This is a genomic window from Longimicrobium terrae, assembly GCF_014202995.1.
Classification (GTDB): Bacteria; Gemmatimonadota; Gemmatimonadetes; order Longimicrobiales; family Longimicrobiaceae; genus Longimicrobium; species Longimicrobium terrae.
Window position 1 is genome coordinate 472,852 of the sequence record NZ_JACHIA010000003.1, and the last position, 22,587, is coordinate 495,438.

Consider the following 22,587-nt stretch of genomic DNA (forward strand, 5'->3'; position numbering starts at 1 on the left):
TCCTTCTACTCCTGCGGGGGGCGCGGAGGTCGCGCCTCTCGCAGCCGCGCCTGGAAACGGGCCCGTACGCTGTCGATCACGTCCGGCAGTGCCGGGGCCAGTTCGCTGGGTGGAGCTTTCCGCACCTTCAGGTTCTTCAGCAGATCCAGCGCGTCTTTCTGGTAGCGCTCATCCGAATGGGCCTGGGCCGCCTCCAAGCCACGCCGGGCAAACTCCTCCGCGCGGTCCCACGCGTTGAAGAGCCAAGCAGCCTGGGCGAGGTTGACCAGCGCCGCAGGTGCATACTCCGGAAATCGAGAGACATGCTGTAGCACCTGTGCTTCCGCGCTGCCGTGGAGCTCTGCCTGTCGCGCACCCGCGGCGGCGCGGGCGAGCGTGCTGAACATCAGCGTGCGGAACTCGGGCACGCGTACCCGGGACAGCGCAAGTTCGACGAGCGGGATCGCGTGAGAGTAAAAGCGACGCAGGATCAGAGCAAAAGCCCAGTCGTGCCCCAGCACCGGCAGGTACGGGTGGCGCGACGGATACAGACGCAGTGCCTCCCATACGTGCGCTTCCGCCGTCTCGAGATCGTCGAGTAGGATAGCGATGGACAGCAGATCGTGATGCGCCTCTGCAGCTTGCTTCCGGCGACGGGTGCGCTCCGCGAGCTTGGCGGCAAGGAGATAGTGTGCCTCGGCCTCTTCGTACCGTCCCAGACTGCGCATCAGAGCGCCGTAGCCGAGCAGCGCCCGGATGCGCTCAGCCCGGTTCTTCGTCCGGTGCGATGCGTAGCGTCCCCGGCGGAACCAGGCGCCGGAGCGCTCCGGTAGCCCCAAGCGGCGGCACAGCCGTCCCGCGGCATTCGCCCGGGCCGGGTTCTCGGGATCTGCGTAGGCCCCGGCTTCCGCGAAATGCCCGGCGACTTCCAGCAGCGAACGTTCTTCCGCCCAGGCGCTGATCTGAGCACAAGCTTCTCCGATGGATTCCGGCCCTGCCGCGCCGGGGTCTTCTCTGAGAAGGGAGACCGTCTGAAGCGCTTGGGCGAGGTGAGGTGCCTCCCCAACCGCGGCCAGCACGCGCTGGCGTGACGCTGCCGAGGGGCCCCCGAACAGGTGCAGCCGTTCCGATTCACCCGGGGTCGGCTTGACCCACTCGTAGATGCTTCGCAGCGCATTCCACAGCACAACCCCAAGCTCACCATCAATGACCTGGATGATCTCCCATCCCACGGGCTTGGAGCCGTCCCCCATGCGCCTGAGCGGCGCGAGGGGCATGCAGTGCGGCCGCTTGTTCCGGCGTGCTTTCTGTACGGCCATGCAGTCCTCAATGAAGAAATCGCGTCAGATGCGGACAGAATAACCGCGCGCAGCAGGCAACGCCATTCCGCGATGCCCCCTTCTGCGCGCCCCTCGCGATGAGCTGGCGCATTCTGTCAGTCTGGTGATTTCAGGTTACCCGAATCCCGCGGAACAGCGGAAAACCACGCTGCCGGATTGTACGCGGGATGGCGGATTAGATCCCGTTGCGCAGTTGGCGGAAAAGGTGCACGTTGTGACCAGTTTCGGCGTCCACTCCCTCCAGATTCAACATGGCAACCTACGATCCCGCAGAGCAGGCGGTTATTCCTACGATTCGCACTGCCGCAACGACCATGGTTGACCGGACGAGTTTGCGTCAGATCGCCAAGCAGATCGGTATGTCACCCAGCGGGTTAGACAAGTTCTTGAACGGTACTGAGCCGCAGCGGAAAATCCTCCGAAAGTTGGAGTCGTGGTACACGCGCCTGTCTGCGCAGGCAGCAGCCCGAGCTGACGGTGTCTCGCCGGAGTCTGCCGCGGCAGCCGTCCGCGTGCTGGCCGTCCTTCACGCCCCGGCACGGCGGGGCGTGTTCGTGGACGTACTGGTAGAGCAGATGGACGACGTGCTGCCGGAAGACCCAGCGTGGCGTGAGGACTTCAGGAACTACGGCGCGTACATGCGTGCGGGCGGGATGTAGGCGCGAGCGAGAACGGCGTCGCAGCCGCACGGAGAAGAAGGGCCGCCCTCCTCGGAGAGCGGCCCTTTGCAGTTCGTGATCCCGTGCGCGGAATCCCGTGTCACCGGTCCAAAGTGAAGCGCGTGGAACCGATCGGGTTGATGGTGGCGCGGCTCTCCAGTCGTGACTCAGCCGATCTCGCCGCGTGGTGATCGGCGTTGAGGTGGACCTGTGTTGGCACAACTCAGCCGCTACGGCCTCCTTCGCACAACCATGAGGAACTCCGGCCCCCAGCCGCCCAGAGGATCCGCCCCACGGGCGCGGAGGATCTGAACGACCAAGATCGTGGCCGGGCAAGACGCTGATCACCCAGAATGAGCGGAAACCTCTGCGGTGAGCAGCACCGGGTACGGGTGGATGGCCGATGTGGCATTGCACGCTCATCCAGAGGAGAAGGTGAACAGGATGCTCCGGATCGGAAGCGCGGAGTTGGAAACGATGTGGAGGCTGGCCGGGAGAAGGACGTTGCGAGAGCACGCCGAGCGCTTGGACTCCCAAATCCAGGAACTGCGACCGCGTGTCCTCGCAGTCATGGTCGAGATGGTCCTCCTGGAGCTGGAGCGGGGACCTGAGGTCGCCCCCACGGCCGCGGACATCGCCGTGCTCTGCGCATCGCAGGATACACGTGTGCGGCTCCTGGGCCTTCGACTACTCGGGAACGCGGAAAAAAGTTGAGCGGCACGGGGCCAGGGAGTCGCGCGGGGGTTTCCGCAGGGGGATCGCTCAGCTACCCAACAGCGAAGATTCTGCTTTACCTCGCCGAACTGGCTGCGCGCGACGGAGGCTACCGCCTGCTCGGCGTTCGCGGCTGGGTGGATCCGAGCGAAATCGAGCGCCAGACGCGGATCTGGGGCGCAGCCGAGCTGATGCGGCTGCAGGCGCGGCGAGGTCGCGTGCTCGCTCATGATGCACGCCCGCCGGGGGAAGGCCGTCCGCTGTGGCTGTATCGGATTGCACAGGTCGGCGTGGACAGCCTGGCCGAGTCGGTCAACGTGTGGCCCGCGGGAGTAGGTGATCCGATACCCGGTGGAGATCCGTGCGTGTTTCTCCGGGAAGGACCGCTCCGAGCATGGGAGGCCCTTGTGCTCGCGTCAAAACTTGGCGGGTCGGCCGTCGGCGAGTGGGTCCCGGGTGAACCCGAGTGGCGCACCGCGCGCGAGCTGAATGGGTTGTTGACCGACGAGGACGCGGCTCCAGGAGCCTGGACGCGCTGCTTCTGGAGCGAAGATCTGCGGTGGCTTGTGAGCCACGCCTTCGCCGAGCAACAGATTGTAGACCGAACTCACGTCTACCGGCTCACGTGCGTCGGCGCGGCGCTTCGGCCGCTGGAGTGGCGAGATGCCCGTCGCTGAGAACTCAGCGTCCCGTCTGGAGGCGGGGATGGGCCTGGCATTCGAAGCGGCGGACGATCATGACATTCACCGCCGTCGATCACGCACGGCCAAAGTGAGGAGCTTCGACGTGACGTTACGTCGAAGCTCCTCGCGTTTCCGGAGCGACTGCCCCTCGGGAGCGCCGAATCCTGGCGTGCTACAGGTTCATGGCTCTGACGCGGCACGTGTCCGCCGGGAAGGCTGCGCCGTTCGCAGTATTGAGCCTTTCGAGCGCGGAGCCCTCATGAGCAGGTACATCAGGCACGGAAACGGACGGGAGTGGCGGCGCGGAGTCTACCGGATCGAAGCGCTGCCGAAGCTGGACGCGATGGAGTGGAAGAACCCGCGTAGGAGATGGGGGAGTTCGTTCGGCAGTTACACGGGGGAAGGCGACACGACCTTGGATCTCACCCATGTGCCCGAAGGACTGGCCGCGCTCGCGTCCTGCCGGTACTGCGGCGGCCGTCACGAAGCCATCTTCCCTGGCACCCTGGTGGACATGGGGAACGAGTTCCCGCGACTGCTGGCACCCTTCGATCCGTGGCGCAATCAGCACGCGCACTGCGGCCAGGAACCTATCCGGTGGCGAACGCCTGGCCTTCTGGAGGAGTTCCTGTCCGCTTTCATCGCGTCCTCGCGACTGGATCTCGCACGCGGCGTCTTCATTGACTCGTGCGTGCACCTGCTGGCCACAGACGCGCGCGCGTACTCGTTCTTCTCCCCTGCCCTGCCCGCATCGGACGAGGACGCGCTCGTCGCAACGGAGGAGTTCCGCGCTTCAGTCCGCGCGTTCATCCGCGAGCGCAAGCTTGACCTGCTGGCCGCCGTGGTGACCGGGGAGAGCTGGGTCCATGACCTCCGGCAGGACAGCCCCGTGCGACAAGAGGGACTTTCCATCGCATACGTCACTGCAGACTACGGGAAGGCGAGTGTCTACCCGATCCGCCGCCATGCCGCCGGTGCGACGACTGGGCCCGGCGAGTTGCTGCCCGAGGCCTTGTTTCGAGGCGTGCCCGGAAGCACTCGGTGGCTGGACACGCTGTTCGCGTGACAAGGCGCTTTCCCGCGGGCACCACGGGCGGGCACCTGGTCGGCGTGGGGTGCGTGATCGGGAATGACGTATGAGCCGACGCTTTGCGCTCTTCCATCACGTCAGCGGCGACGGCGTCACCCACGACGATCACGGCATCAATCCCGGCGTCCTGAACATCGTCAACTGCCGGACGGAGCTTGGCTTCGTCGTCGCGAACCGTCCGCCGGGCCTGTTCTCAGTCGACGCGTGGCGCCTTTCTGAGGGCGCCACCGGCGGGTTCGGCCGGGGCTGCAGGACGTGGCAGCAACACCCAGCACTGGCTGGATGTGAGTCCTTGTACGCCGAACCGCCGACACTCCTGGCGGAGTTCGACGCTGACTCGAACTGGCTCGGGGTAGAGGATGCGGCAGGAGCCACTGGAGCTCTCGCACGCTATGTGGGTCTTGAGTACGATCAGGCACGCTGGCGGTCGCTGGATCCCGACGAGTACCGAGTCGCGCTGCTGGCTGGAGTCTCGTGCACGAGCTGCTGCGCGGCGGCCAGCACTGCGCTGGCCAACGCCACGAATGCGCAGCTGGAGGCGATCACACATTCAGACGTGACCGCGCTCATGAGCCACCCGCATGGTCCGCTGCGCCTCGCGACGATTCGGTTGTGGCCGAAGATCAGGAATCTAGGCCGGTTAAACTTCCACCCAAGTTTCCTCTAGCTGATAAAGCGCTACGTACGAATGCTTCGCAGAACGGATCAAGTGCCCGCCTGAGTCGGCAGTGCTCGCCGCGAGGGCCGCGATGGCCGTGAGGTCCAAGATCTGGCGGTGCGACTCCGGGCGGGGTACAGGGAACTCGGAGCCGTCGATCTTCAGATACCCTGCGTCAGGGTAGTCGGGATCGACGTATCGAGTGATTTTCATAACCATCGGCGGAGCGCTCCATTGTATGTGGGTGATGCACGCTGAGTCGTACCAATGCATCAGCAACGCGGATCAGAATAGTCAGCCGGATGAGTGGAGGACACAAGGCAAGAGTCGTACGTCCCTGCCCACAGACAAAGCGTGCGCGGGCGATTACCTATGGACAGCACGCCGAGGTGGGCTAAGGACTACCTCATTCTGCCCTCATCCACCCAAACTCGAAGAGCAGGTCAAGCTGCCCAGTCTTGTATGCATCCGAACCAACAAGCGTAAGCGCGCTAGCATCCTGGGATGAAATAGCCCCATCACTTCCCACGACCCTAAGTGGGTTCCGTGGTTTGCTGGGTTTCTGATGGGTATCGCCTGAAGAATACGACCAAACAGGATACGCATGTACAGTCAACCGAAAACCCGCTCTCCTTTCCGATGTGAGCTGGCCTTCTGCGAACGAACCGCGACTCGGCAAGGTCAACTCGATCCGTTCCAGGATTGAAGCAATGGCTTCCTTGCGGGCCCTGACCTCACCTGACTTTAGAGTCTCACGGAGGCTCAGAGCACGGTTCTGTGCCAAACGTGCATCTTGCATTGCTTGGTTGTACAGCCGTTCTTGTGCTTCGTATTCACGCAGCCTTTTACGCAGTTCATCTGCTTCCCTGGCGAAGCGGTCGCGGGCTTCGGCGAGCTTAACGCGTACAAGCTCCATATCTGCAGACGCGCTGTCTTCGATACAGCGCTGAACGGCACGATCCAGCCGCATGATCTGCTCATTGAGGCGCCGCCTATCCTTTTCCTGATCTGCTTTTGCTCCCGTCCCCAGCCGCTGCTCGATTGCACGCCGCACGTTGTCGACAATCACCCCGTCTCGGAGCACCTCTTCCAAGGCCCGCAGGACACGTTCTTCCACAACTGCGGCTCGTACATAACGCCCTTTATCTGAACATGGTTGACGCTTCGCGCAACGTTGGTCGTCGCCTCTTATCCCTGGAGTTTTGCTAACAGGATCGGCGTGACGGTAGTAAAGTCTTACGCCCGGTCTGTTGGAAGGACCCTTGATTGCTACGCCAGAATAGCTGAACCCACAGTGCCCACACACCAGCAGCCCGGAAGCGAGGTAGTTTGGACTGGTTGAATGTCTTCGTTCCCAGTTCACCCGATTTCCGGCGAGGATTCGTTGCACAGTTGCAAAGTCTTCCCGGGAGACGGGTGGATTCGAAGCGAAATCCGGGTAGAGAATCGGCTCAGCACTATCCGCTCGTACCTTCGTGTAGTGGACAGGTGGCACACCCGACTTTTGCGCCCAGATTGCATCCCCCACGTAGATCGGATTGCGGACGACCTGCCCAACAGCTTTATGGCTCCAAAACCCTCCGTGCGGCGCGGGAATACCGCGTTGATTGAAATCTTTTCCAACCTCTCGTAGACTTTCGCCCCTACTGATTCGGTTGAAGATTTCTCGGACAAGTTCGAGTGGCTCCCCTTCTACCCAGGCCAGTTTGATGAGTGTGGTCTCCTTGTCGCGGTTGGCGCGTGCGCCAATCTCGCCGAGAACCTCGCCTGTAATGCGACTCACCAGGATGCGCCTAGTCGCGTACGGGATTAGGTGCGTTGGGTAGCTCCCCCCGATAAACGCTTGGCGCTTGCCAATGCGGGTTCGGCTGATAATCTGAAGACGTTCCTGGGCGGCGAACAAGTTGTCAGCGGAGTCCTTCAGGTACACACCTCCTTCGCTGCCACGCACACCTGCGCTGAAATCCACCTCTTCCTGATCGCAGTAAATGATCTTTACTCCCTGCTCCTCAAACAAGCACTCGTAGAAGGTGTGCTTCCGAGGATCGACCCAACGCCCGAGGCGAGACTTGTCCTTGACATACAGATAGCGAAACGGGGCTCTTCCCCCACGCACCACCTCAACAAGACGCTCGAACTCGCGGCGGTTGCTGGTCTTCCCGCTCGCGTCATTGTCACCGAACCGGAACTCGTCGTTTTCCGGAACGTGCCGTCCATCACTCTGGGCACGTTGGAAGCAAATCTTCCATTGATCGTGAACGCCCTGCTGATCATCGGTACTTTTCCGCCCATATGCCGCCGCGAGGTTGCTGTGATTCATAGGTCTAAAATGATTGAAGTTGCTGATCCTCCGTATCTATGGTTTATCCATCGGGCTCTTGAGAAGCATTCGCAGCATCGAGCTCCCGCCGCACATTTTGCAGGATGATGTCTGCAAGGATATGAGACAGCGGGTTGATATCCATCGGCTTCTTCGACTGAACAATCTTCACTTCCCAATCCATTCTTTCTCCGTCAGCCCCTTGGTTTATGCGCCGACAGTGCGGCGTTCCATCAGTTTGGCCGGAGCAATGTGGCTCGTGAACAGTGGAAATGGGCGGGTATTACGTGACAAAATCCGACACTGCACCTTCTAAATGTAGACTATTCAAACAGATACAAGAGTATCAAAGGTATTAGCCTCTTTGGGACGGTGTGGGTCACGCTGCAGGGTTGATGTCGTGTATGAGCTTACAATGTGAATCCTTGACCGCCGGAGGGTTACGATCCACGCTCGACACGAGCGGCACCGTCGACAAGGCTTTACGCGAGTACCCGTCGAAACCGCTCGCGACATCGACGGCGAGTTCTCCACCAACCTGACAAAAACCTTGTAACCTGTTCACCTGACCTTTAGCTTAGATCGCGCCTTATGCGCTACTAAATGTAGATCGACAATCATTCTGCGACCGGGACTACACATGACCCATTACCCGACACCCGCCCGTGCTGTCGTACTCCTCGCGCTCTTGCTGGGGGCGTGCCGAGACCAACCGGCAGCCGTAGATCCCGGCTCCGAAAATGGGGCTACCCCAGCTGCCCTGGTCCGCTGCGTTGCCGAGGTACGCAAAGGAACGCTGTACTGCACCACGGGATTGCTACCCGGGTCGGCGGACGGACCGGACCGACTGATCGTCGGAGGCCAGAACCGGTTCGTGCGGCTCGCCAGCACCGCGACATCGTACGACGTGGGGACCGACGTACTCTCCAGCACAGTAACCGTGCAAAACCTGCTGGCAGTGGCGCTCGCAACCACGGACGGGGTTCAACCCAGCCCGACCGGCGTGAGGGTGTTCTTCGTTTCCGGTCCCACGAACGGAGCCACTATCGCGAACCCGGACGGAAGCGCCTCCTTTACGGACGCCGACCAGGCGTACTTCCAATATTCGGCACTGGGCGGAGACGGCATTCTCGCGCCTGCGGAGATCAGCGAGGGCAAGGTGTGGCGCTTCGCGGCGAATGGCGCCGCCTCTTTCACGTTTTCCGTCTACGTTCAGGCGGATGCAGGCGTGACTCCCGAAACGCCCCCCTACCTGCACTTTACGCAGATCAGCGGCGGGAGCATGCACACTTGCGGCCTTACTGACGCGGGCGCGGTGTATTGCTGGGGTTCCGACATGTCCGGCCAACAAGGGGATGGAGACGCGTACGCTCCGGCGAACGTGCCATCACCTATCGCCGCTCCCGCGGGCGTTCGGTTCACGACCACGTCTTCGGACAAGCATTACACGTGCGCCCTTACCACTGACGACCACATCTACTGCTGGGGGTATGGGCCGGGCGAGATGTCGAGCGTCGGCGAGGTGCCATTCAGGATTTCGCGGCCTGCAGGAGTTCGCTTCGTCCGGATCGCGCCTGCTACCAGTCACGCTTGTGCTCTGGACCAAGAGGGTGCCGCGTATTGCTGGGGAGGGAACGGGGCTGAACAGCTCGGCACCGGTTCCTCACTCCCGTTCGAAGCCATGACACCGATTCCTGTCGCCATGCCTCCCGGCATCAGGTTTACAGAAATCTCCGCCTCTGGAGAACACACCTGCGCGTTGACTGCGGGCGGGGATGCATACTGCTGGGGTTATGCGGACCACGGACAACTGGGAGTGGGATTTCGCATATTCAGTTCTGCTACGCCCTTAAAGGTCGTCCGTCCGAATCTGAATGACGGCTTTACGGCCATTGCTGCAGGCGACATTCACACTTGCGCGCTGGTTCTCAGTGGAAAGGCGTACTGCTGGGGGGCCGGGTGGCTTGGGCAGATTGGTGACGGGATCGTGTCGGAGGCCAGCAGGTATGCACCCACGGAAGTCGCAATGCCATTAGGTGTAACGTTTGTCTCCATCTCGGCCGGTACTACGGCAACCTGCGCTCTGGGAACGAATGGGAAAGGGTATTGCTGGGGCTTAGATGAGGAAGGCCAACTCGGCAACGGTCCCGCTACGAGCAGGATCCAGTGGGCTCCCTCTGAGGTTGTAATGCCGACAGGCACCTTTTTCACGGGGATCAGTGCCGCAGCATCGAACGGGTGTGCGGTGACCGCCGGGCCAGCCTACTGCTGGGGACAGAACCGCTGGTCGGCCGTGGGCGACGGCACCGACGTATTCCGCCATGTGCCGGTGGCGGTCGCGGGGAGTCGCTGAGCCCGCTCCCCTCTGAGACCACGGACGAATCCGATTCCCGCGGCAAATGCGAAAACCCCTCCGGCGCAGAAGAGCTGGAGGGGTTCTGCGTTGGAACCAGAACCGAACGGAGGGAGGATCGCGGTGCGGGAGGTCTACCGACGCGGAGCGTGGCCGAGCAGCGCTGATCTCGGCCGGTGCTGTTGCGCGCGCGAGACGCGGGTGAAGAACCACTCCTTGGGACAGTTCCGGCCCCGATCTCCGCCAGCGAGAGCGAGGCCCTGTGCTCTGGCCCGACTGCGTTTTCCGGTCCGCGGATTGCGCTGAACAGATCGCCCTCGAAAGCACCACGTCCGCATGCCGGATCCATCAAGCATCCAGTGATCACATGAGCGACTACGATCCGCAGGCGCATCCCGAGCGGGTGCTCATCAGCTATAGCCATGATTCCCCAGACCATGAGGCCCGGGTCGCGGCACTCGCCCGGCGCCTCCGCGGGGATGGGGTCTTCGTCATGCTCGACCAGTATGCGCCGAACCCCGCCGAGGGCTGGCCGCAGTGGATGCGCCGGGAGATCTCTGCGGCGACTCACGTGCTGGTCGTCTGCACCGAAACGTACCTGCGACGTGTGGATCTTCACGAGGAGCCGGGCCGCGGGTTGGGCGCGACCTGGGAGGGGGCCCTCGTCATTCTGGCGACCTACGCGGGTCAGGGGCTCAACGAAAAGTTCATCCCCGTCTTCTTCTCCCCAGCCGATCAGCAGTTCGTGCCCGACTTCCTCCAGGGAGTCACCCGTTACGACGTGAGCACGGATTCGGGCCACGAGCAGCTCTACGCGCGGCTCACGGGACAGCAGCTGGTGGACGTGCCACCGATTGGCCCGCGGCGCGTGGTTGGAGCGGGAGCGGCCCCGGCTGCCGCGCCGCCGCCCATACCGACCGTCTCGGCGCAAGCGGCGGTGCCCCCTGCTGGGCCGGTGGCGGCGCAGACCAACCTGGTGCTCATTGAAGCCAAGGACACGAAGCTGTTCATCGCGGCTGAGCGTATCCGCGAGCAGGGTGCCCGCGTCGAGTTCACTCTAGTCCCAGGTGATCGGGCAGACGCGGCGTTCCTGAGCGAACTGAAGAGCGGCTGGCAACCGACACACGCGTGGCTGGCGTACGGGGACACGGCGAACGAAGGCATGGTGGAAGCGGCTGATCGCTCGCTCGATGCTGCAGGGGAGCGATGGACCGTGGTGGTAGGATTGAATGAACAGCCCGGTGGTTATCTCAGCGAGATGGGTACGTCAGGAAAATCCGCTGACGATATCGCTGAGTTGCGCGCCCGGCGCCTCCTGTTGAATGAGAAGCCGCCCGCAGAGGTCGTACGGTGGGGACAAACGGACTCGATGCTGGAGATGCTGGTTCAGGGATCAGGCCGACGCTCGCTCACCGAGTCTCCCCTTCCTGCCCTGTATGGCCAGTTCCGCGAGGACGTTCCGTTCTTCCTGGCCGCAGCGCGACTGTTGGCGGTGCTGGAACTGGAGCGTGAGCAGATCGTCGAGCACATTCTCGAACTCACGCTTCGGCCAGACGCAAACTGCGGGCTCCGGGTTCGCTTCCGCGGTCGGCGTCGGAAGGCGTACAGCAACCAGCCCGCCCACGAAATCGCGTTCGAAGGCGTGTGCGCCTTGGAATAGCAACACGACTGCACATCCTTCAATCATCCGCCCCGGGGCTTCTGTCCCGGGGCGGTTTCGTTTCCGGGCCTGGTCAGGACCACGGGCTCACGGGTTTGGCGTCGTATGAGACGGCCCGGGAGTGTGCGGCTGGAACCAGCCGGTCCGGCATGAAGGAAGGCGACAAATCCGGAAGCGACCGGCGGCCGACCCGCGCACCCGCGTGGGTCTACCCGCGCCAACGAGCTTCATGGTAGACGAGCGATTTGTCCCGCCGGAATGGCTGGGAAAACCGATCCTCCGGGCAGAAGACCTCGCCCCCGTGCTGCAGATGCACGTAGACGATGTTTACCGGATGGCGAAGCATGGCAGCATCCCGAGCTACAAGCTCGGCGGACGACGGCTGTTTCGGACGCAGGCGATCGTGGAATGGCTCGCGGGAGCACAGGTCGAAAAGGCCGCCTGAAACGGAAGGAACACGGATGGCTCGAAAGCTCTTGTCGCTGCGGGAGCAGGCCAAGAACTACCACCAGATCCGTTTTCGCACACCGGGATGGGAGTCAGGCAGGTTTGAGATGTCGTCGGGCTCCACGGACCGAAAGGTCATGGAGGCGTACAGAAGCAAGCTCCAATCGTTGTACCAGGAGGGGAGGTTCGATGTACTCGCCGCGGTAAAGGCGCGGCGCATCTCGCTTCCCACCCTGAAGCAGGTGATGGATGAGCAGGGTGTGGCGGGTGCGGTCGCTCACCTGAAGCAGTTGGAACGGGAGCAGGAGGAGCGAAGCGTCGATCTCGCTCCGCTTCTGACGCAGTACCTGGAGGATCCGAACCGTACAGCGCTCGACACGACCCTGGCGTTGTACAAGGACATGATCAAGGTGTTTCTCGCGTATGTGGACACAGAGATCAACGGGCCGGTTGATGGAAAGAAGGCAAAGCAGGCCGGGCAGCGGGAACCGGTTACCCTGCGGCACCTGACGCGGGACTGGGCGAGCAAGTGGGTGCGCTACCTCGAGCAGCGGCCATCCATTCGGTATCCGAAGAAGGGCCGACTCAGCCCCAAAACGGTGGTGCACCACCGGGCGGCGCTATCCGCCTTCGCCTCGTGGCTGGTGGAGAAGGGGCACTTGGAGGTGAACCCGGTGCAGTCGTCGTATCGGCCCAAGCTGGTGAAGGAGGAGCCGACGTACATGACCCGAGAGCAGTGGCAGCTCTTCCGGGCGGAGAGCGAGTTGTATGATGCTGAGCGGGAGATGCCGCGGCAGCTGCCCGAAACGCTCTTCTACCGTTGGCTGCTAGCGACAGGCGCGACCACGTTCAACGAGGGCTGCAGGGCGACGACGCGGGACATCCACATCAACAAGTCGCCCACCAGCACCATGGTACCCGTATGGTTGGGCGGCACGAAAACCGGGAACCGCCAGCGCACCGTCTTCATCGCGCGTTCGCTCGCGGAGGAGCTGATCGCGTACGCCAAGAAGTGGAACCGGAAGTACAATGAGCCCGTCTTCCCGTTTCTGCCTTGGGAAGGCCAGCATTGGTTCGGGAAGGTCCGCGACCGGCTGGTGAAGAAAGGCCACGCCGAGTTCGCGGAGTTCAGGCCCTACGATCTGCGGCACACGTATGCCGTGCACATGGTGCAGGGTGACCCCGAACGTAATGTGCCGGGCGTAGACATCGTCACGCTCGCCCGGCTGATGGGCCACGGCGACAACATCCAGACGACCATGATCTACGCGCGGCACGTGGGGGACTACGCCGCCCGCGGCTGCGCCGTGCTGCACGACACGCTGGGCCTGAGTTGAGGTGGTGGCGCGTTCCGCAGCGGGATGGACCAGACACGTTTTGTCGTGAGCTTCGGCTTACGCGGCCTCAACCAGCTCGGGCTCTGCTTCTACCGGTTCCTGCTTTCCGTAGTCCAGCAGCCCGCGGCGCAGCGCCTCGTCTACCCCCGCCCACAGTCCGTATATCGCGTCCGGGTGCGTGGTCTTCTCAAGCACGTGATCCGGCATCCGGCGGAGGGCTCGGAGGTGCCAGAAACGCGGCATCTCCAAGCGCTCAATCTTGCCGATCCGGTCCCACAGCAAGTAGTCGTCAGCGCCTCTGTGGGCGAGGCTGTATAAGCCGATTAGGCCATCCTGGAAGAAAACAGCGCAGATTCCATCTCCACCGACGTCTCGTCCGCGGCAGAAACATCCGGGTTCTTCACACCAGACGTGCTCATGATACCAGTATACTGCACAGCGGAGGGGCCAGCGCGCCTCCGCAAAGGCGTCCGGCAGAAGGCGGTCAGGCCCGCTCCGGATCACTCTGATCTGCGGGAACGGCTTCGAGGCGAATCTTGGAAACACTTCTAGCATCAGAGGGAGACTGACTTGGTGGACGGTGCACCCGCAGACTGTCCTCCAATCCGTGCCAGGCGCAAGCCTCTATCTCACTCGCCCTCCCCCTCTTGGGTGTTCTCTGGAGGCAAGTTTCTGTGCTTGGCGCAACGTTTCCCTAAAGCCCGTCCATAACTTGGCTCCCCCAGGTACGTCCAGTACTTGTTTCAGGAAGTGATCGCACTGAGCGCGAATCTCACTTGGTTCGGATACCGCCAGCTGTTTTCGGAAGGACGGGAGATCACGCTGGATGAGGTAACGAATCAGCGGGCTCTCTGCTCCGAGAGGCGCGAATCCCACGGTTTGCTTTGATGAATACAGTTCGGAGAAGTCAGCAGGAGATATTCGTAGAAATCTCGCGGCGTACTTAACAGCCTCCGGGTTGGGCGCCAACTTAGCAGTGTACCGAATCCTCGTGCTCGCCGCCGCGGACTGGATAATCGCCTGCTGCATCGGATCGGTGTGGACTGACGCGCGGTGCTCATCCACGATGCGCGCCGCAGCCAGTACGCCGACCACAAGATCCTCATCCATCTTTTTCCGGCTGAATAGATCGACAAGCCGCTGAGCATCCCTTCGTTCCAACGCCACGGCTACCGGCGTCCAGTTCTGAAAGGGGAACGCATCCGGACCCTGAGTCCTTCCCGGGTCAGCGCCCGCCTCGATCAATGCCCGGACTGTATCGCTCTCACGACCGAGTAGGACAGCGCGGTACAGGGGTGTCCAGCCGTAGGTCCCATGAGAGTTGAGCGCACGTAGGTACTGCTCAGGGACGGGTCTCTCTTGGTGGTTGAAGATACCTTGGATCACCTTTGAAGCATTCGCTGCATCGGCGTCGTCCACAATCGCTTCGATTTTCGCAATCGCTTCGCGAGGATCGGCGACGTCCCATAAGGCCGCTGGGTGTATCCGGCGCGGATCCGCCTCGGAGATGAAGGATTCACTTCCCTCCACCGCATTGACTCGGAAGCTCACGGTTGCGCCGTTGCTTTCATCCACCACGTTCCACAGCTTTCCCGTCACATCGACCACCACGTCCGGAATCTGCTCACCCGAGTCGCTCATCGCCGCTCCAGCGCGTGCGTATAGAAGGCTCATGTCCGGCATTGAGCGCCGCCGGGCTCCGAACGACAATCTATGGCTGGACAGGTAGGCTCGCATCCCGGCTGTGGGACCCACCGCAGCGCCTGCTTGCAGCCCACCGCAGAACGCAAAAAGGGGCCTCCGCGCCTGTGCGAAGAGCCCCTCCCGTGTGTTCCCGACGGCCCATGACGGCAGAATGACGGCGCGCCCCGGAGGTACTACCTGCAGGGCTCCCCGCAAGCCCAGCTAAACACCTATCATTCTACCGTTTAGCATCACCCTGACGGCAGGTGCCCACCTGGTCCTTCATCAACGAAATCAGGGGGCTCACGACCAGCGTCACCCCGGGCAGAAGCAGGGCGGGGACCTGAAAGCAGATCGACTTTCCGCCACCCGTGGGCATCACGGTGAGGGAGTCGCCACCGCCCAGGATGTTCTGAACCGCCCGGTCCTGTCCCGGGCGGAAGTCATCGTATCCCCAGTACCTGCGCAGAACTTCGCGCGCGCTGTCCAGGCCCGCGTCCCGGCTTTCTTCCCCGTTCCACGGCGCACTCGCGCCGCCGGACGAGGACTCGCGCGGCGCCTGATCGGGGGTGGGGGTTTCTGATGCGGGCTGGGCGCGGCTGGCGGCACCTGGCGGCATTGCGACGGACTCCTCTTCCAAAGCCGGCTCGAACTCGGTGGCGGCAAAGCTGACGGCACTCTCACCGCGCATGCACCGGATGACGGCAGAGTCCGGAGCGCGCGGTTTGCTGCGCGTGAATGAAAGGGGTACACCGCTTACGCGCAACGGGTCTGCCATCTGCCGGACATCATGGTTGATCGTCGATCATGCGCGCCGGGACGTACGTCCCTGGACGTCGTGGGTTCCTCCAGCGGCAAACGCACCCCTCGATGATCGCGTGATCGACCGCGCCGATGATGAACCGCGATGCTTCCGCAGAACAGCGGAGCACGCGTACGCCAGGGCGTCCGGACGGCTTCGAACGGCGGATGCCTGGATGATGGACGCGGACGGTCGAGGCCCGGCGGCGGCCGGAACGTTTCGAGTACGTCACGGGGAGGGCACGGGTGAGGCGGGGATGAGGCACGAACGTCCCACTTGTGGCCTGAAATGTCTGATGGGGACCGATCTAACCCTCCGATTCCGCGGCTCGATCCCGGGGAAGGGATTCCAGAATCCTGGCGCGATCCGTTTCCAGCGCCGCCGTAACCGGACGTGATACAACGTGATACGCCCCTCGATGCCCGCACGGCGCCCCGGAAACCGCCGTCCCGCACCGAAACTCGTCCGCGTGAATGGGATGAGCGTTGCGCGATCTCCGGATCGGGTGTAAATTCATCCCGAAGCCACACCCCCGGCGGTACTGCTTCGGCGTTCCGCCCGCTGGACTCGACTTCCGACACGACCTCCCGGTCACGCCCGGCTTCTCCGGGCACCCGGACCGCCATTCCACGGAGACAATCGCATGGCCGAGCAGGCTCTCGACCGCACCGCCGGCGCCTCGCGCCGCCCCTGGACCGCTCCCAGCGTCGTGGAGCTTCCGCGCCTTACGGAGCTGACGCTGGCCACCGGAGACCCGGTTGACGGCGGCGTGGACGTCGGCGGCGGCAGCACCGTCTTCTAGGACCGCAGTCTTCCAGGGACCGCATTCGGGGAGCGCCGCACGCCGGCGCTCCCTCTGTTCTTCTATCGGAAGGATCGTATCATGCTCCTGGGCTTCGCCCTCACCGAGCACTGCAACCTTCGCTGCCCCCACTGCATCCGCGACGACGTCACCACGGTGGTGAACCTGTCGCCGGATCTGGTGTTCCGCACCACGGACGCGGCCCGCGAGCTGTTTGGCAACGTCATCGTGAGCATGACCGGCGGAGAGCCCACGATCCACCCCGAATGGGACACCATCATCGCGGGGCTGCACGCCCGCGGGGTGCCCTACCGGTTCGTCACCAACGGATGGCACATGCGCCGGCTGATGCCGGGGCTGGACCGCCATCCTCCCGGATACGTGCGCATCAGCCTGTCGGGCGCCGACGAGCCGACCCATGACTCCGAGCGGGGCCGCGGCAGCTTTCGCCGGGTAATGATGGCCATGGCGCTGCTCACCAGCCGGCGCATTCCCGCCGCGCTCAGCATCGTCATTGACCGCCGCGACCGCCACCAGATCCGCCGCGCCGCCGACCTGGCCGAGTCGCTGGGCGCGCTGCGGCTGCACTACATCCTTCCGCAGCCCGTTCCCGGCAGCGCGGCGCGCGACAGCGACCTGCCCCCGGAAGAGTGGCCGGCGGTGCGCGACGAGATCCTGGCGCTGCGCGCCGACTCCACGCGCCGCTGCGACATTCAGCTGGACTACGGCGCGCCCATGGAGGGCGAGGAAGTGATGTGCCAGACGCTCTCCGGCCAGCGCGTGTACGTGGACGCCAAGGGTCGTCTGAGCCTGTGCTGCCAGCTGAGCGAGTACGGCTTCAACGAGCGCGACGTGGTGGCGGACCTGAACGAGCTTCCGTTCACCGAAGCCTGGACGCGCTACCAGGAAGGTCTCGCCGCGCTGGCCCGCGCCAGCCGTCCCCGCAACGACGGCGATCCCTTCGACGCCTTTCCCTGCATGCGCTGCGCGCGCAGCCAGGGCAAGATGGAGTGGATCCGGCAGTACCCGGCCAGCCCGTGGGTGGGCGCCGCGGGCCCCGCGCCCGTGCGGCCGCTGGTGACGCTGGGACCCAGGCCGCGCCGCACGCTGGTCACGGCGGGCTGACGCACCGCCGCGCGCCCTTCGGCCCGCATGGCTTTACGATCCTTCTACGCGCTGCCCCGCCGAGTTCGGCGGGGCAGCGCGTGCTTGGGGCCCCGGCGCGCCGCGGCGGATTGTCGCCCGGGTAGCGCAAATGCATGCGGCGCAACGATGTGCGCCACATGCAACCCTTGACTCCGCCCCCGCGGCGGGGTACTCTGGTGCCCACGACGCGGCTTCTCCGTCCATCCCGCACGCCCCGCCGTCAACCGGGTCAGATTACCCACGACCCGGACCGCGGCGGCCGGTAGCTTTTCCTGACGTGAACGGGTGTCCGCGCGCCGCGGGCCTCCTTCCCTTCCCTCTCCTCCCGAGGGTGACGTGCGCAACTCTCCGTTCTGGCCCACCCTGGCGCTGGCCGTCCTTCTGGCCGCGTGTACCGACCAGGTCACCGATTCGCCTGACCATTCCGGCGGAGGCACCCCTCCGGTCACCGCGCCCGTCCCCGTGGGCGTGTACCGCATCGCCGTGACCGGAATCGGCGACGGCCCCATGAACTCCAGCGTGGCCGCGGTACCGCCCGAAACGCCGGACGGCATCAACCCGGCCGTGGCGATCGCGGGGACCGGGATCGTGTTCGAGCAGGTATCGTCGGCTTCCTTTACCGACGGCCCGCGCACCGCGGGCGGGCACCGCTACGTCTCGTTCACCTATCGCGTAAAGAACGGAACCGGCGCGCCGCTCACCAACCTGACGATGCTGCTGGTATCCAAGTCCGGAAGCGTGCCGGGCACGGCGCTTTCCAGCCTGAAGCGCTTTGACGGCGCCGCCGCCGACCCGGCCATCGCCCCCAAGGTGGTGCCCACGGGCGCGGTGGCCCTGGGGAGCGACCTGGAAAGCATGACCGCCCTGTACCCCGACGTGCTGCAGGTGCTGTCGGAGCCGGAGGTAGCCGCCATCACCCCGCCGGCCGGAGTGACCAACATCCTCCCCGTGGGCTACGTGGTGCGCAGCCGGCTGTCGACCACCGACCGCCTTCTCCCCGTTCCGGCGGACGCCAACCAGTTCGACGGCGTGCTGACGCTGTCGTTCCGCCTTCCGCTGCAGCCCTCCTCCGTGCAGGACGTGTTCAGCTTCTTCTTCGAGGTGCTCGCCGTAACCGACAGCGAGACCCGGATGACGGAAAGCATGGAAGAGGCGATGGACACGGCCGCGGTGCGCCGGATTCGCGAGCGCGCCACCCAGCTGGGTGCCACCACGGTCACCACGCTGCCGGGCAGCCCGGCCGTGGACCCCGCCGTCCCCGACTACCCGGGGCAGCGGCAGCTGTGCACTGTGCGCACGGCGGGAACGGCGGCCACCCCGGTGACCTTCATCAACGCCCCCGCTGCCTACCTGCGCCTGCTGGTGCTGCGCCCGGGGGAATCGCGCAGCGCGTGCGAGCCCTACTTCCGCACCGGCACCCCCGGTCGCCCCGCCACCAACGTGCCGTTCAGCGTCAACGTCAACGCGCTGGACCGCTACGGCAACCTGATCACGACGGCGGTGGATACGGTGCGGCTGGTTCCGCAGGCGGGAAGCCCGGCCAACACCGTCGCCGCGGGCGGCGCCCTGATGGGCGGACAGCGGACGCTGACCCTCACCTACCAGGACTACGGCGTGTCGGACCTCCGCGCGGTGGGCCGCCGCAACCGGGGCAACCAGTCGCTGCTGATCGCCGGGGTCACCCGCGTGTGGACGGCGGGCGCGGGGACCACCGACTGGACCAACGGGGCCAACTGGGCGCTGGGCGCCGCTCCCATGACGCTGGACTCCGTGCTGATCCCGCAGGCTCCGGTGGGGGGCTCCATCTTCCCCCTGCTGGTGAGCAACGTACAGATCGGCGGCGTCACGGTGGATAACGGCGCGACCCTGAATGTGTCCGCCTTCGACCTGACCGCGACCGCGAACGTGCTGACCGGGACCACCGGCGGGATCACCGCCACGTCGGGCCGTCTGACCCTGTCCGGAACGGCCGCGACGGTGGCCGGCCGCACACCGCGGCTGCGGGTGAACGGCACCTACACCCTCGCGGGCGACCTTACCGCCCGCGCACCGATCACGGTGGAGGCCGGCAGGATCACGGACGGGGCTTTCCGCCTGCAGGCGGAAAGCAACTGATCCGCCGATGCCGACGATGATCCACACCGGCCGCCTGCTCGCCGCGGTCCTGACGCTGGCGGCGTGCGGCGCGGAACAGGCCGAGCCGGAACCGCCCTCCGCGCCGGCCGCGGCCGCGACACCCGCGCCAGCACGCGCGCCGGAGCCGGTTACCGCGCCCCCCCGCGCGGCCGCTCCCTCCGCATCGCGGGAGACGGCGCCCACGCGCGCGGACAGCGTGGCCGCCGCGGCTGAAGACGTATCTCCGGAGTGGAAGCAGCGGGAACGCGCCATGGCCGGAACCGAGCAGTGCCTGCGGCAGGCCGCGGATCTGCCGCATGACGCGCGCGCACGGGTGGAAGCCGCCTGCCGCGCACGGCCACGCTCCTGAACCAGCGCCCTGGACGAAACCGGGGCACTCTCACCTTCTCCGACGAGGACGAGCATGCGCATCCGTCTATCCGCGCTGGCGGCCGCCGCCCTGCTGGCGCTTTCCGCGGCACCCGCCGCGGCACAGTCCGACATCCTTCTGCGGCTGCGGTCCGGCTCGCCCCTGAGCGACCGCTTCCGGGTGGACTCCGCCAGCGGCTTCGTGGCCAAGGGCGTGCTGGGCATCGGCATCATCCCGTTCACGGGGGCGGGTGAGCGGATGATGTGGCACCCGTACAAGGCGGCCTTCCGCGCGGGGTCCATCGGCTCCGCCGGCACCCAGTGGGACGACGCCAACGTGGGCTTCTACTCCTGGGCCGGCGGATACAACACCATCGCCCTGGGACTGGGCTCGTTCGCCATGGGGTACCAGTCCACCGCGCTGGGCAGCTACAGCAACGCGCTGGGCTATACGGCCAACGCCGACGGCACGGGCGCCGTGGCTATCGGCTACCGCACCACGGCCGACGCGGACTACTCCGTGGCCATCGGGCAGCGCGCCAGCACCAACGGCCACGCGGGCGCAATCGTGTTCGCCGACGGTTCCACCACCGACAGCGTGCAGGCGAGCGCCAACAACCAGTTCTCCGCTCGCGCGGCGGGCGGGTACCGGCTCTTCACCAACGCCACTATGACGGCCGGGGTCCAGTTGAGCGCCGGCGGCAGCTCGTGGGCCGTGGTCTCCGACCGGAACCGCAAGACGGACTTCGCCACGCTGGACGGGGAAGACGTGCTCACCCGCCTGCGCCGCGTTCCGGTGACGGAGTGGCGCTACACCGCCGAGGAAGACCGCGCGACGCGCCACATCGGCCCCATGGCGCAGGACTGGCACGCGGCGTTCGGCCTGACCGCCGATGACCGCACCATCAACATGAGCGACCTGGACGGCGTGAACCTGGCCGCGGCCCAGGCGCTGGAAGCACGGACCACGAATCAGTCCGCCCGCATCCAGGCGCTGGAGTCGCGCACGGCTGCACTGGCGGCGGAGAACGAGACGCTTCGGGCGGACCGCGCCGCGCTGGAAGCCCGCATTGCGCGGCTGGAAGCGCTGCTGAAGCCCGTGGGCACCCCCTGACGCTTCCGCGCGTGCAGTACCGGGCGGGACCGGCCCTCATGCAGAGTGCCGGTCCCGCCTCTTTTGTCCATCATCCATCCAAAGGCTCTTGCCGATGAACGCCCGTCTCCGCCTTCTGCCGCTCCTGGCCGCCGCCGTTCTGTCGGCTGTATCCGCGCCCTCCGCCAGCGCCCAGTCCGACATCCTTCTGCGGATGCGGTCCGGCTCGCCGCTGGGCGACCGCTTCCGGGTGGACTCCGCGGGCGGCCTCGTCGTCATCGGCCGCATTGGATACGGCATCATCCCGGCGAGCGGTCCCGGGCAGCGGCTGATGTACCACCCGTTCAAGGCTGCCTTCCGGGCCGGGGAGGTGAACGTTTCCCAGTGGGACGATGCCAGCATCGGCTTCTACTCGTGGGCGGGCGGACTGAACACCACGGCAAGCGCGTTCGGCACCTTTGCTTTCGGCGACAACGTCACCGTGTCCGGCACGGACGCCGCGGGCTTCGGAAGCGCCAGCGAAGTGCGCGGCACCGCGGCTTTCTCGGCCGGTGCTTCCAACCACGCGTGCGGGTTCGCCTCGGTCGCCATCGGGTTCACCAACACGACCGGTGAGCTCGACGGGGGCGGCTCCTGCTCAACGGGAAGCGGGCAGGGCGCGGTGGCCATCGGTTACCGCGCGACGGCGGACGCGGACTACTCCGTAGCGATCGGGCATCGCGCCAGCACCAACGGGCGCACGGGAGCCATCGTGTTCGCGGACGCGTCCACCACCGACAGTGTGGAGGCCAGCGCCAACAACCAGTTCTCCGTCCGCGCCGCGGGCGGGTACCGGCTGTACAGCAACGCCACCAAGACGACGGGCGTCAGCATCAATGCCGGCGGCAGCTCCTGGAACGTCATCTCCGACCGCAACCGCAAGATGGACTTCGCCGCGCTGGACGGGGAGGACGTGCTCACCCGTCTGCGCCGCGTTCCGGTGTCGGAGTGGCGCTACATCGGCGAGGAAGACCGCGCCGTGCGCCACATCGGGCCCATGGCGCAGGACTGGCACGCGGCGTTCGGCCTGAACTCCGACGACCGCACCATCAACATGAGCGATCTGGACGGCGTGAACCTGGCCGCGGTGAAGGCGCTGGAAGCACGGACGACGGATCTGGCCCGGCAGGTGGCGGAGCGCGATGCGCGCATCGAGTCGCTGGAGGCGCGGATCGCCCGGCTGGAGGCGCTGGTGAACGCGCAGGCGGCCCCGAAGCCCTGACGCTCATCTCCTCTCGATCCACGGCGCGGCGGATGCCTCATGGTGTCCGCCGCGCCGCTCTTTTTTGTCCAGCACT

Annotated in this window: 20 protein-coding genes and 1 pseudogene; 15 read left to right on the forward strand and 6 right to left on the reverse strand. The window is 65.1% G+C overall.

Annotated features, from left to right (window positions below; translation table 11 throughout):
* Nucleotides 1-5: 5 nt before the first annotated feature.
* Nucleotides 6-1,298, reverse strand: coding sequence for a tetratricopeptide repeat protein (locus HNQ61_RS08125; protein WP_170039752.1), 1,293 nt, complete (start codon nt 1,296-1,298; stop codon nt 6-8).
* A gap of 272 nt (nt 1,299-1,570) precedes the next feature.
* Between HNQ61_RS08125 and HNQ61_RS08130 the strand changes: the two genes are divergently transcribed.
* The 5 genes from HNQ61_RS08130 to HNQ61_RS08150 all read left to right on the forward strand — a co-directional run bounded on the left by HNQ61_RS08130 (nt 1,571) and on the right by HNQ61_RS08150 (nt 5,132).
* The gene (locus HNQ61_RS08130; RefSeq protein WP_170039753.1) at nt 1,571-1,978 is read left to right on the forward strand and encodes a hypothetical protein; all 408 of its coding nucleotides are present in this window, start codon (nt 1,571-1,573) and stop codon (nt 1,976-1,978) included.
* Between the two features lie 372 nt (nt 1,979-2,350).
* On the forward strand, nt 2,351-2,692 hold the full coding sequence (locus HNQ61_RS08135) for a hypothetical protein (RefSeq protein ID WP_221305255.1): 342 nt from the start codon (nt 2,351-2,353) through the stop codon (nt 2,690-2,692).
* Entirely contained in the window at nt 2,689-3,369 is a 681-nt protein-coding gene (locus tag HNQ61_RS08140) for a hypothetical protein (RefSeq protein WP_170039757.1), read from the forward strand. The genes HNQ61_RS08135 and HNQ61_RS08140 overlap by 4 nt, the downstream gene beginning before the upstream one ends.
* A 265-nt stretch (nt 3,370-3,634) precedes the next feature.
* Nucleotides 3,635-4,441 carry a hypothetical protein gene (locus tag HNQ61_RS08145; RefSeq protein ID WP_170039759.1) on the forward strand — a complete coding sequence of 269 codons (807 nt, stop codon included), beginning with the start codon at nt 3,635-3,637 and terminating at the stop codon, nt 4,439-4,441.
* A 70-nt stretch (nt 4,442-4,511) separates the two neighbouring features.
* On the forward strand, nt 4,512-5,132 hold the full coding sequence (locus tag HNQ61_RS08150) for a hypothetical protein (protein WP_170039761.1): 621 nt from the start codon (nt 4,512-4,514) through the stop codon (nt 5,130-5,132).
* Between the two features lie 397 nt (nt 5,133-5,529).
* Here HNQ61_RS08150 and HNQ61_RS08155 read toward each other — a convergent pair whose 3' ends face one another.
* On the reverse strand, nt 5,530-7,443 hold the full coding sequence (locus HNQ61_RS08155; protein WP_170039763.1) for a recombinase family protein: 1,914 nt from the start codon (nt 7,441-7,443) through the stop codon (nt 5,530-5,532).
* A gap of 43 nt (nt 7,444-7,486) precedes the next feature.
* Complete coding sequence (locus HNQ61_RS08160; protein ID WP_170039765.1) at nt 7,487-7,627, reverse strand: hypothetical protein; 141 nt, start codon at nt 7,625-7,627, stop codon at nt 7,487-7,489.
* A gap of 756 nt (nt 7,628-8,383) precedes the next feature.
* Between HNQ61_RS08160 and HNQ61_RS08165 the strand changes: the two genes are divergently transcribed.
* From HNQ61_RS08165 to HNQ61_RS08180, 4 genes are all read left to right on the forward strand, one after another.
* Entirely contained in the window at nt 8,384-9,796 is a 1,413-nt protein-coding gene (locus tag HNQ61_RS08165; RefSeq protein ID WP_183685577.1) for an RCC1 domain-containing protein, read from the forward strand.
* 367 nt (nt 9,797-10,163) lie between these two features.
* The gene (locus HNQ61_RS08170) at nt 10,164-11,456 is read left to right on the forward strand and encodes a toll/interleukin-1 receptor domain-containing protein (protein ID WP_170039771.1); all 1,293 of its coding nucleotides are present in this window, start codon (nt 10,164-10,166) and stop codon (nt 11,454-11,456) included.
* Nucleotides 11,457-11,685: 229 nt separating this feature from the next.
* Complete coding sequence (locus HNQ61_RS08175) at nt 11,686-11,901, forward strand: helix-turn-helix domain-containing protein (protein WP_170039773.1); 216 nt, start codon at nt 11,686-11,688, stop codon at nt 11,899-11,901.
* 16 nt (nt 11,902-11,917) lie between these two features.
* Entirely contained in the window at nt 11,918-13,240 is a 1,323-nt protein-coding gene (locus HNQ61_RS08180) for a tyrosine-type recombinase/integrase (RefSeq protein ID WP_170039775.1), read from the forward strand.
* A 57-nt stretch (nt 13,241-13,297) separates the two neighbouring features.
* Here HNQ61_RS08180 and HNQ61_RS08185 read toward each other — a convergent pair whose 3' ends face one another.
* From HNQ61_RS08185 to HNQ61_RS29820, 3 genes and pseudogenes are all read right to left on the reverse strand, one after another.
* Nucleotides 13,298-13,447, reverse strand: coding sequence for a hypothetical protein (locus HNQ61_RS08185; protein ID WP_170039777.1), 150 nt, complete (start codon nt 13,445-13,447; stop codon nt 13,298-13,300).
* 417 nt (nt 13,448-13,864) lie between these two features.
* Entirely contained in the window at nt 13,865-14,881 is a 1,017-nt protein-coding gene (locus HNQ61_RS08190) for an ankyrin repeat domain-containing protein (protein WP_170039779.1), read from the reverse strand.
* Between the two features lie 313 nt (nt 14,882-15,194).
* A pseudogene (locus tag HNQ61_RS29820) lies at nt 15,195-15,413 on the reverse strand (DEAD/DEAH box helicase); the annotation flags it as partial.
* Nucleotides 15,414-16,368: 955 nt separating this feature from the next.
* On the opposite strand from HNQ61_RS29820, the gene HNQ61_RS08200 reads away from it, so the two are divergent.
* The 6 genes from HNQ61_RS08200 (at nt 16,369) to HNQ61_RS08225 (ending at nt 22,511) form a co-directional block, all read left to right on the forward strand.
* Nucleotides 16,369-16,527: a hypothetical protein gene (locus HNQ61_RS08200; RefSeq protein WP_170039781.1), complete on the forward strand. Its 159-nt coding sequence runs from the start codon at nt 16,369-16,371 to the stop codon at nt 16,525-16,527.
* 81 nt (nt 16,528-16,608) lie between these two features.
* On the forward strand, nt 16,609-17,652 hold the full coding sequence (locus tag HNQ61_RS08205) for a radical SAM protein (RefSeq protein WP_170039783.1): 1,044 nt from the start codon (nt 16,609-16,611) through the stop codon (nt 17,650-17,652).
* A 357-nt stretch (nt 17,653-18,009) separates the two neighbouring features.
* A complete protein-coding gene (locus HNQ61_RS08210) occupies nt 18,010-19,788 on the forward strand; it encodes a hypothetical protein (RefSeq protein ID WP_170039785.1) in 1,779 nt (592 codons plus the stop codon).
* A 7-nt stretch (nt 19,789-19,795) separates the two neighbouring features.
* Complete coding sequence (locus tag HNQ61_RS08215; RefSeq protein ID WP_183685580.1) at nt 19,796-20,158, forward strand: hypothetical protein; 363 nt, start codon at nt 19,796-19,798, stop codon at nt 20,156-20,158.
* Between the two features lie 54 nt (nt 20,159-20,212).
* Nucleotides 20,213-21,271 carry a tail fiber domain-containing protein gene (locus tag HNQ61_RS08220; RefSeq protein ID WP_170039787.1) on the forward strand — a complete coding sequence of 353 codons (1,059 nt, stop codon included), beginning with the start codon at nt 20,213-20,215 and terminating at the stop codon, nt 21,269-21,271.
* 94 nt (nt 21,272-21,365) lie between these two features.
* Entirely contained in the window at nt 21,366-22,511 is a 1,146-nt protein-coding gene (locus HNQ61_RS08225) for a tail fiber domain-containing protein (protein ID WP_170039789.1), read from the forward strand.
* Nucleotides 22,512-22,587 lie beyond the last annotated feature (76 nt).

Bases quoted from the DNA above. Each gene is read 5' to 3' on its own strand.
- HNQ61_RS08160 (WP_170039765.1), bottom strand. From the start codon at position 7,627: ATGGATTGGGAAGTGAAGATTGTTCAGTCGAAGAAGCCGATGGATATC.
- HNQ61_RS08125 (WP_170039752.1), bottom strand. From the start codon at position 1,298: ATGGCCGTACAGAAAGCACGCCGGAACAAGCGGCCGCACTGCATGCCC.
- HNQ61_RS08145 (WP_170039759.1), top strand. From the start codon at position 3,635: ATGAGCAGGTACATCAGGCACGGAAACGGACGGGAGTGGCGGCGCGGA.
- HNQ61_RS08170 (WP_170039771.1), top strand. From the start codon at position 10,164: ATGAGCGACTACGATCCGCAGGCGCATCCCGAGCGGGTGCTCATCAGC.
- HNQ61_RS08180 (WP_170039775.1), top strand. From the start codon at position 11,918: ATGGCTCGAAAGCTCTTGTCGCTGCGGGAGCAGGCCAAGAACTACCAC.
- HNQ61_RS08155 (WP_170039763.1), bottom strand. From the start codon at position 7,443: ATGAATCACAGCAACCTCGCGGCGGCATATGGGCGGAAAAGTACCGAT.
- HNQ61_RS08130 (WP_170039753.1), top strand. From the start codon at position 1,571: ATGGCAACCTACGATCCCGCAGAGCAGGCGGTTATTCCTACGATTCGC.
- HNQ61_RS08200 (WP_170039781.1), top strand. From the start codon at position 16,369: ATGGCCGAGCAGGCTCTCGACCGCACCGCCGGCGCCTCGCGCCGCCCC.
- HNQ61_RS08220 (WP_170039787.1), top strand. From the start codon at position 20,213: ATGCGCATCCGTCTATCCGCGCTGGCGGCCGCCGCCCTGCTGGCGCTT.
- HNQ61_RS08190 (WP_170039779.1), bottom strand. From the start codon at position 14,881: ATGAGCGACTCGGGTGAGCAGATTCCGGACGTGGTGGTCGATGTGACG.
- HNQ61_RS08205 (WP_170039783.1), top strand. From the start codon at position 16,609: ATGCTCCTGGGCTTCGCCCTCACCGAGCACTGCAACCTTCGCTGCCCC.
- HNQ61_RS08185 (WP_170039777.1), bottom strand. From the start codon at position 13,447: ATGCCGGATCACGTGCTTGAGAAGACCACGCACCCGGACGCGATATAC.
- HNQ61_RS08175 (WP_170039773.1), top strand. From the start codon at position 11,686: ATGGTAGACGAGCGATTTGTCCCGCCGGAATGGCTGGGAAAACCGATC.
- HNQ61_RS08215 (WP_183685580.1), top strand. From the start codon at position 19,796: ATGCCGACGATGATCCACACCGGCCGCCTGCTCGCCGCGGTCCTGACG.
- HNQ61_RS08225 (WP_170039789.1), top strand. From the start codon at position 21,366: ATGAACGCCCGTCTCCGCCTTCTGCCGCTCCTGGCCGCCGCCGTTCTG.
- HNQ61_RS08150 (WP_170039761.1), top strand. From the start codon at position 4,512: ATGAGCCGACGCTTTGCGCTCTTCCATCACGTCAGCGGCGACGGCGTC.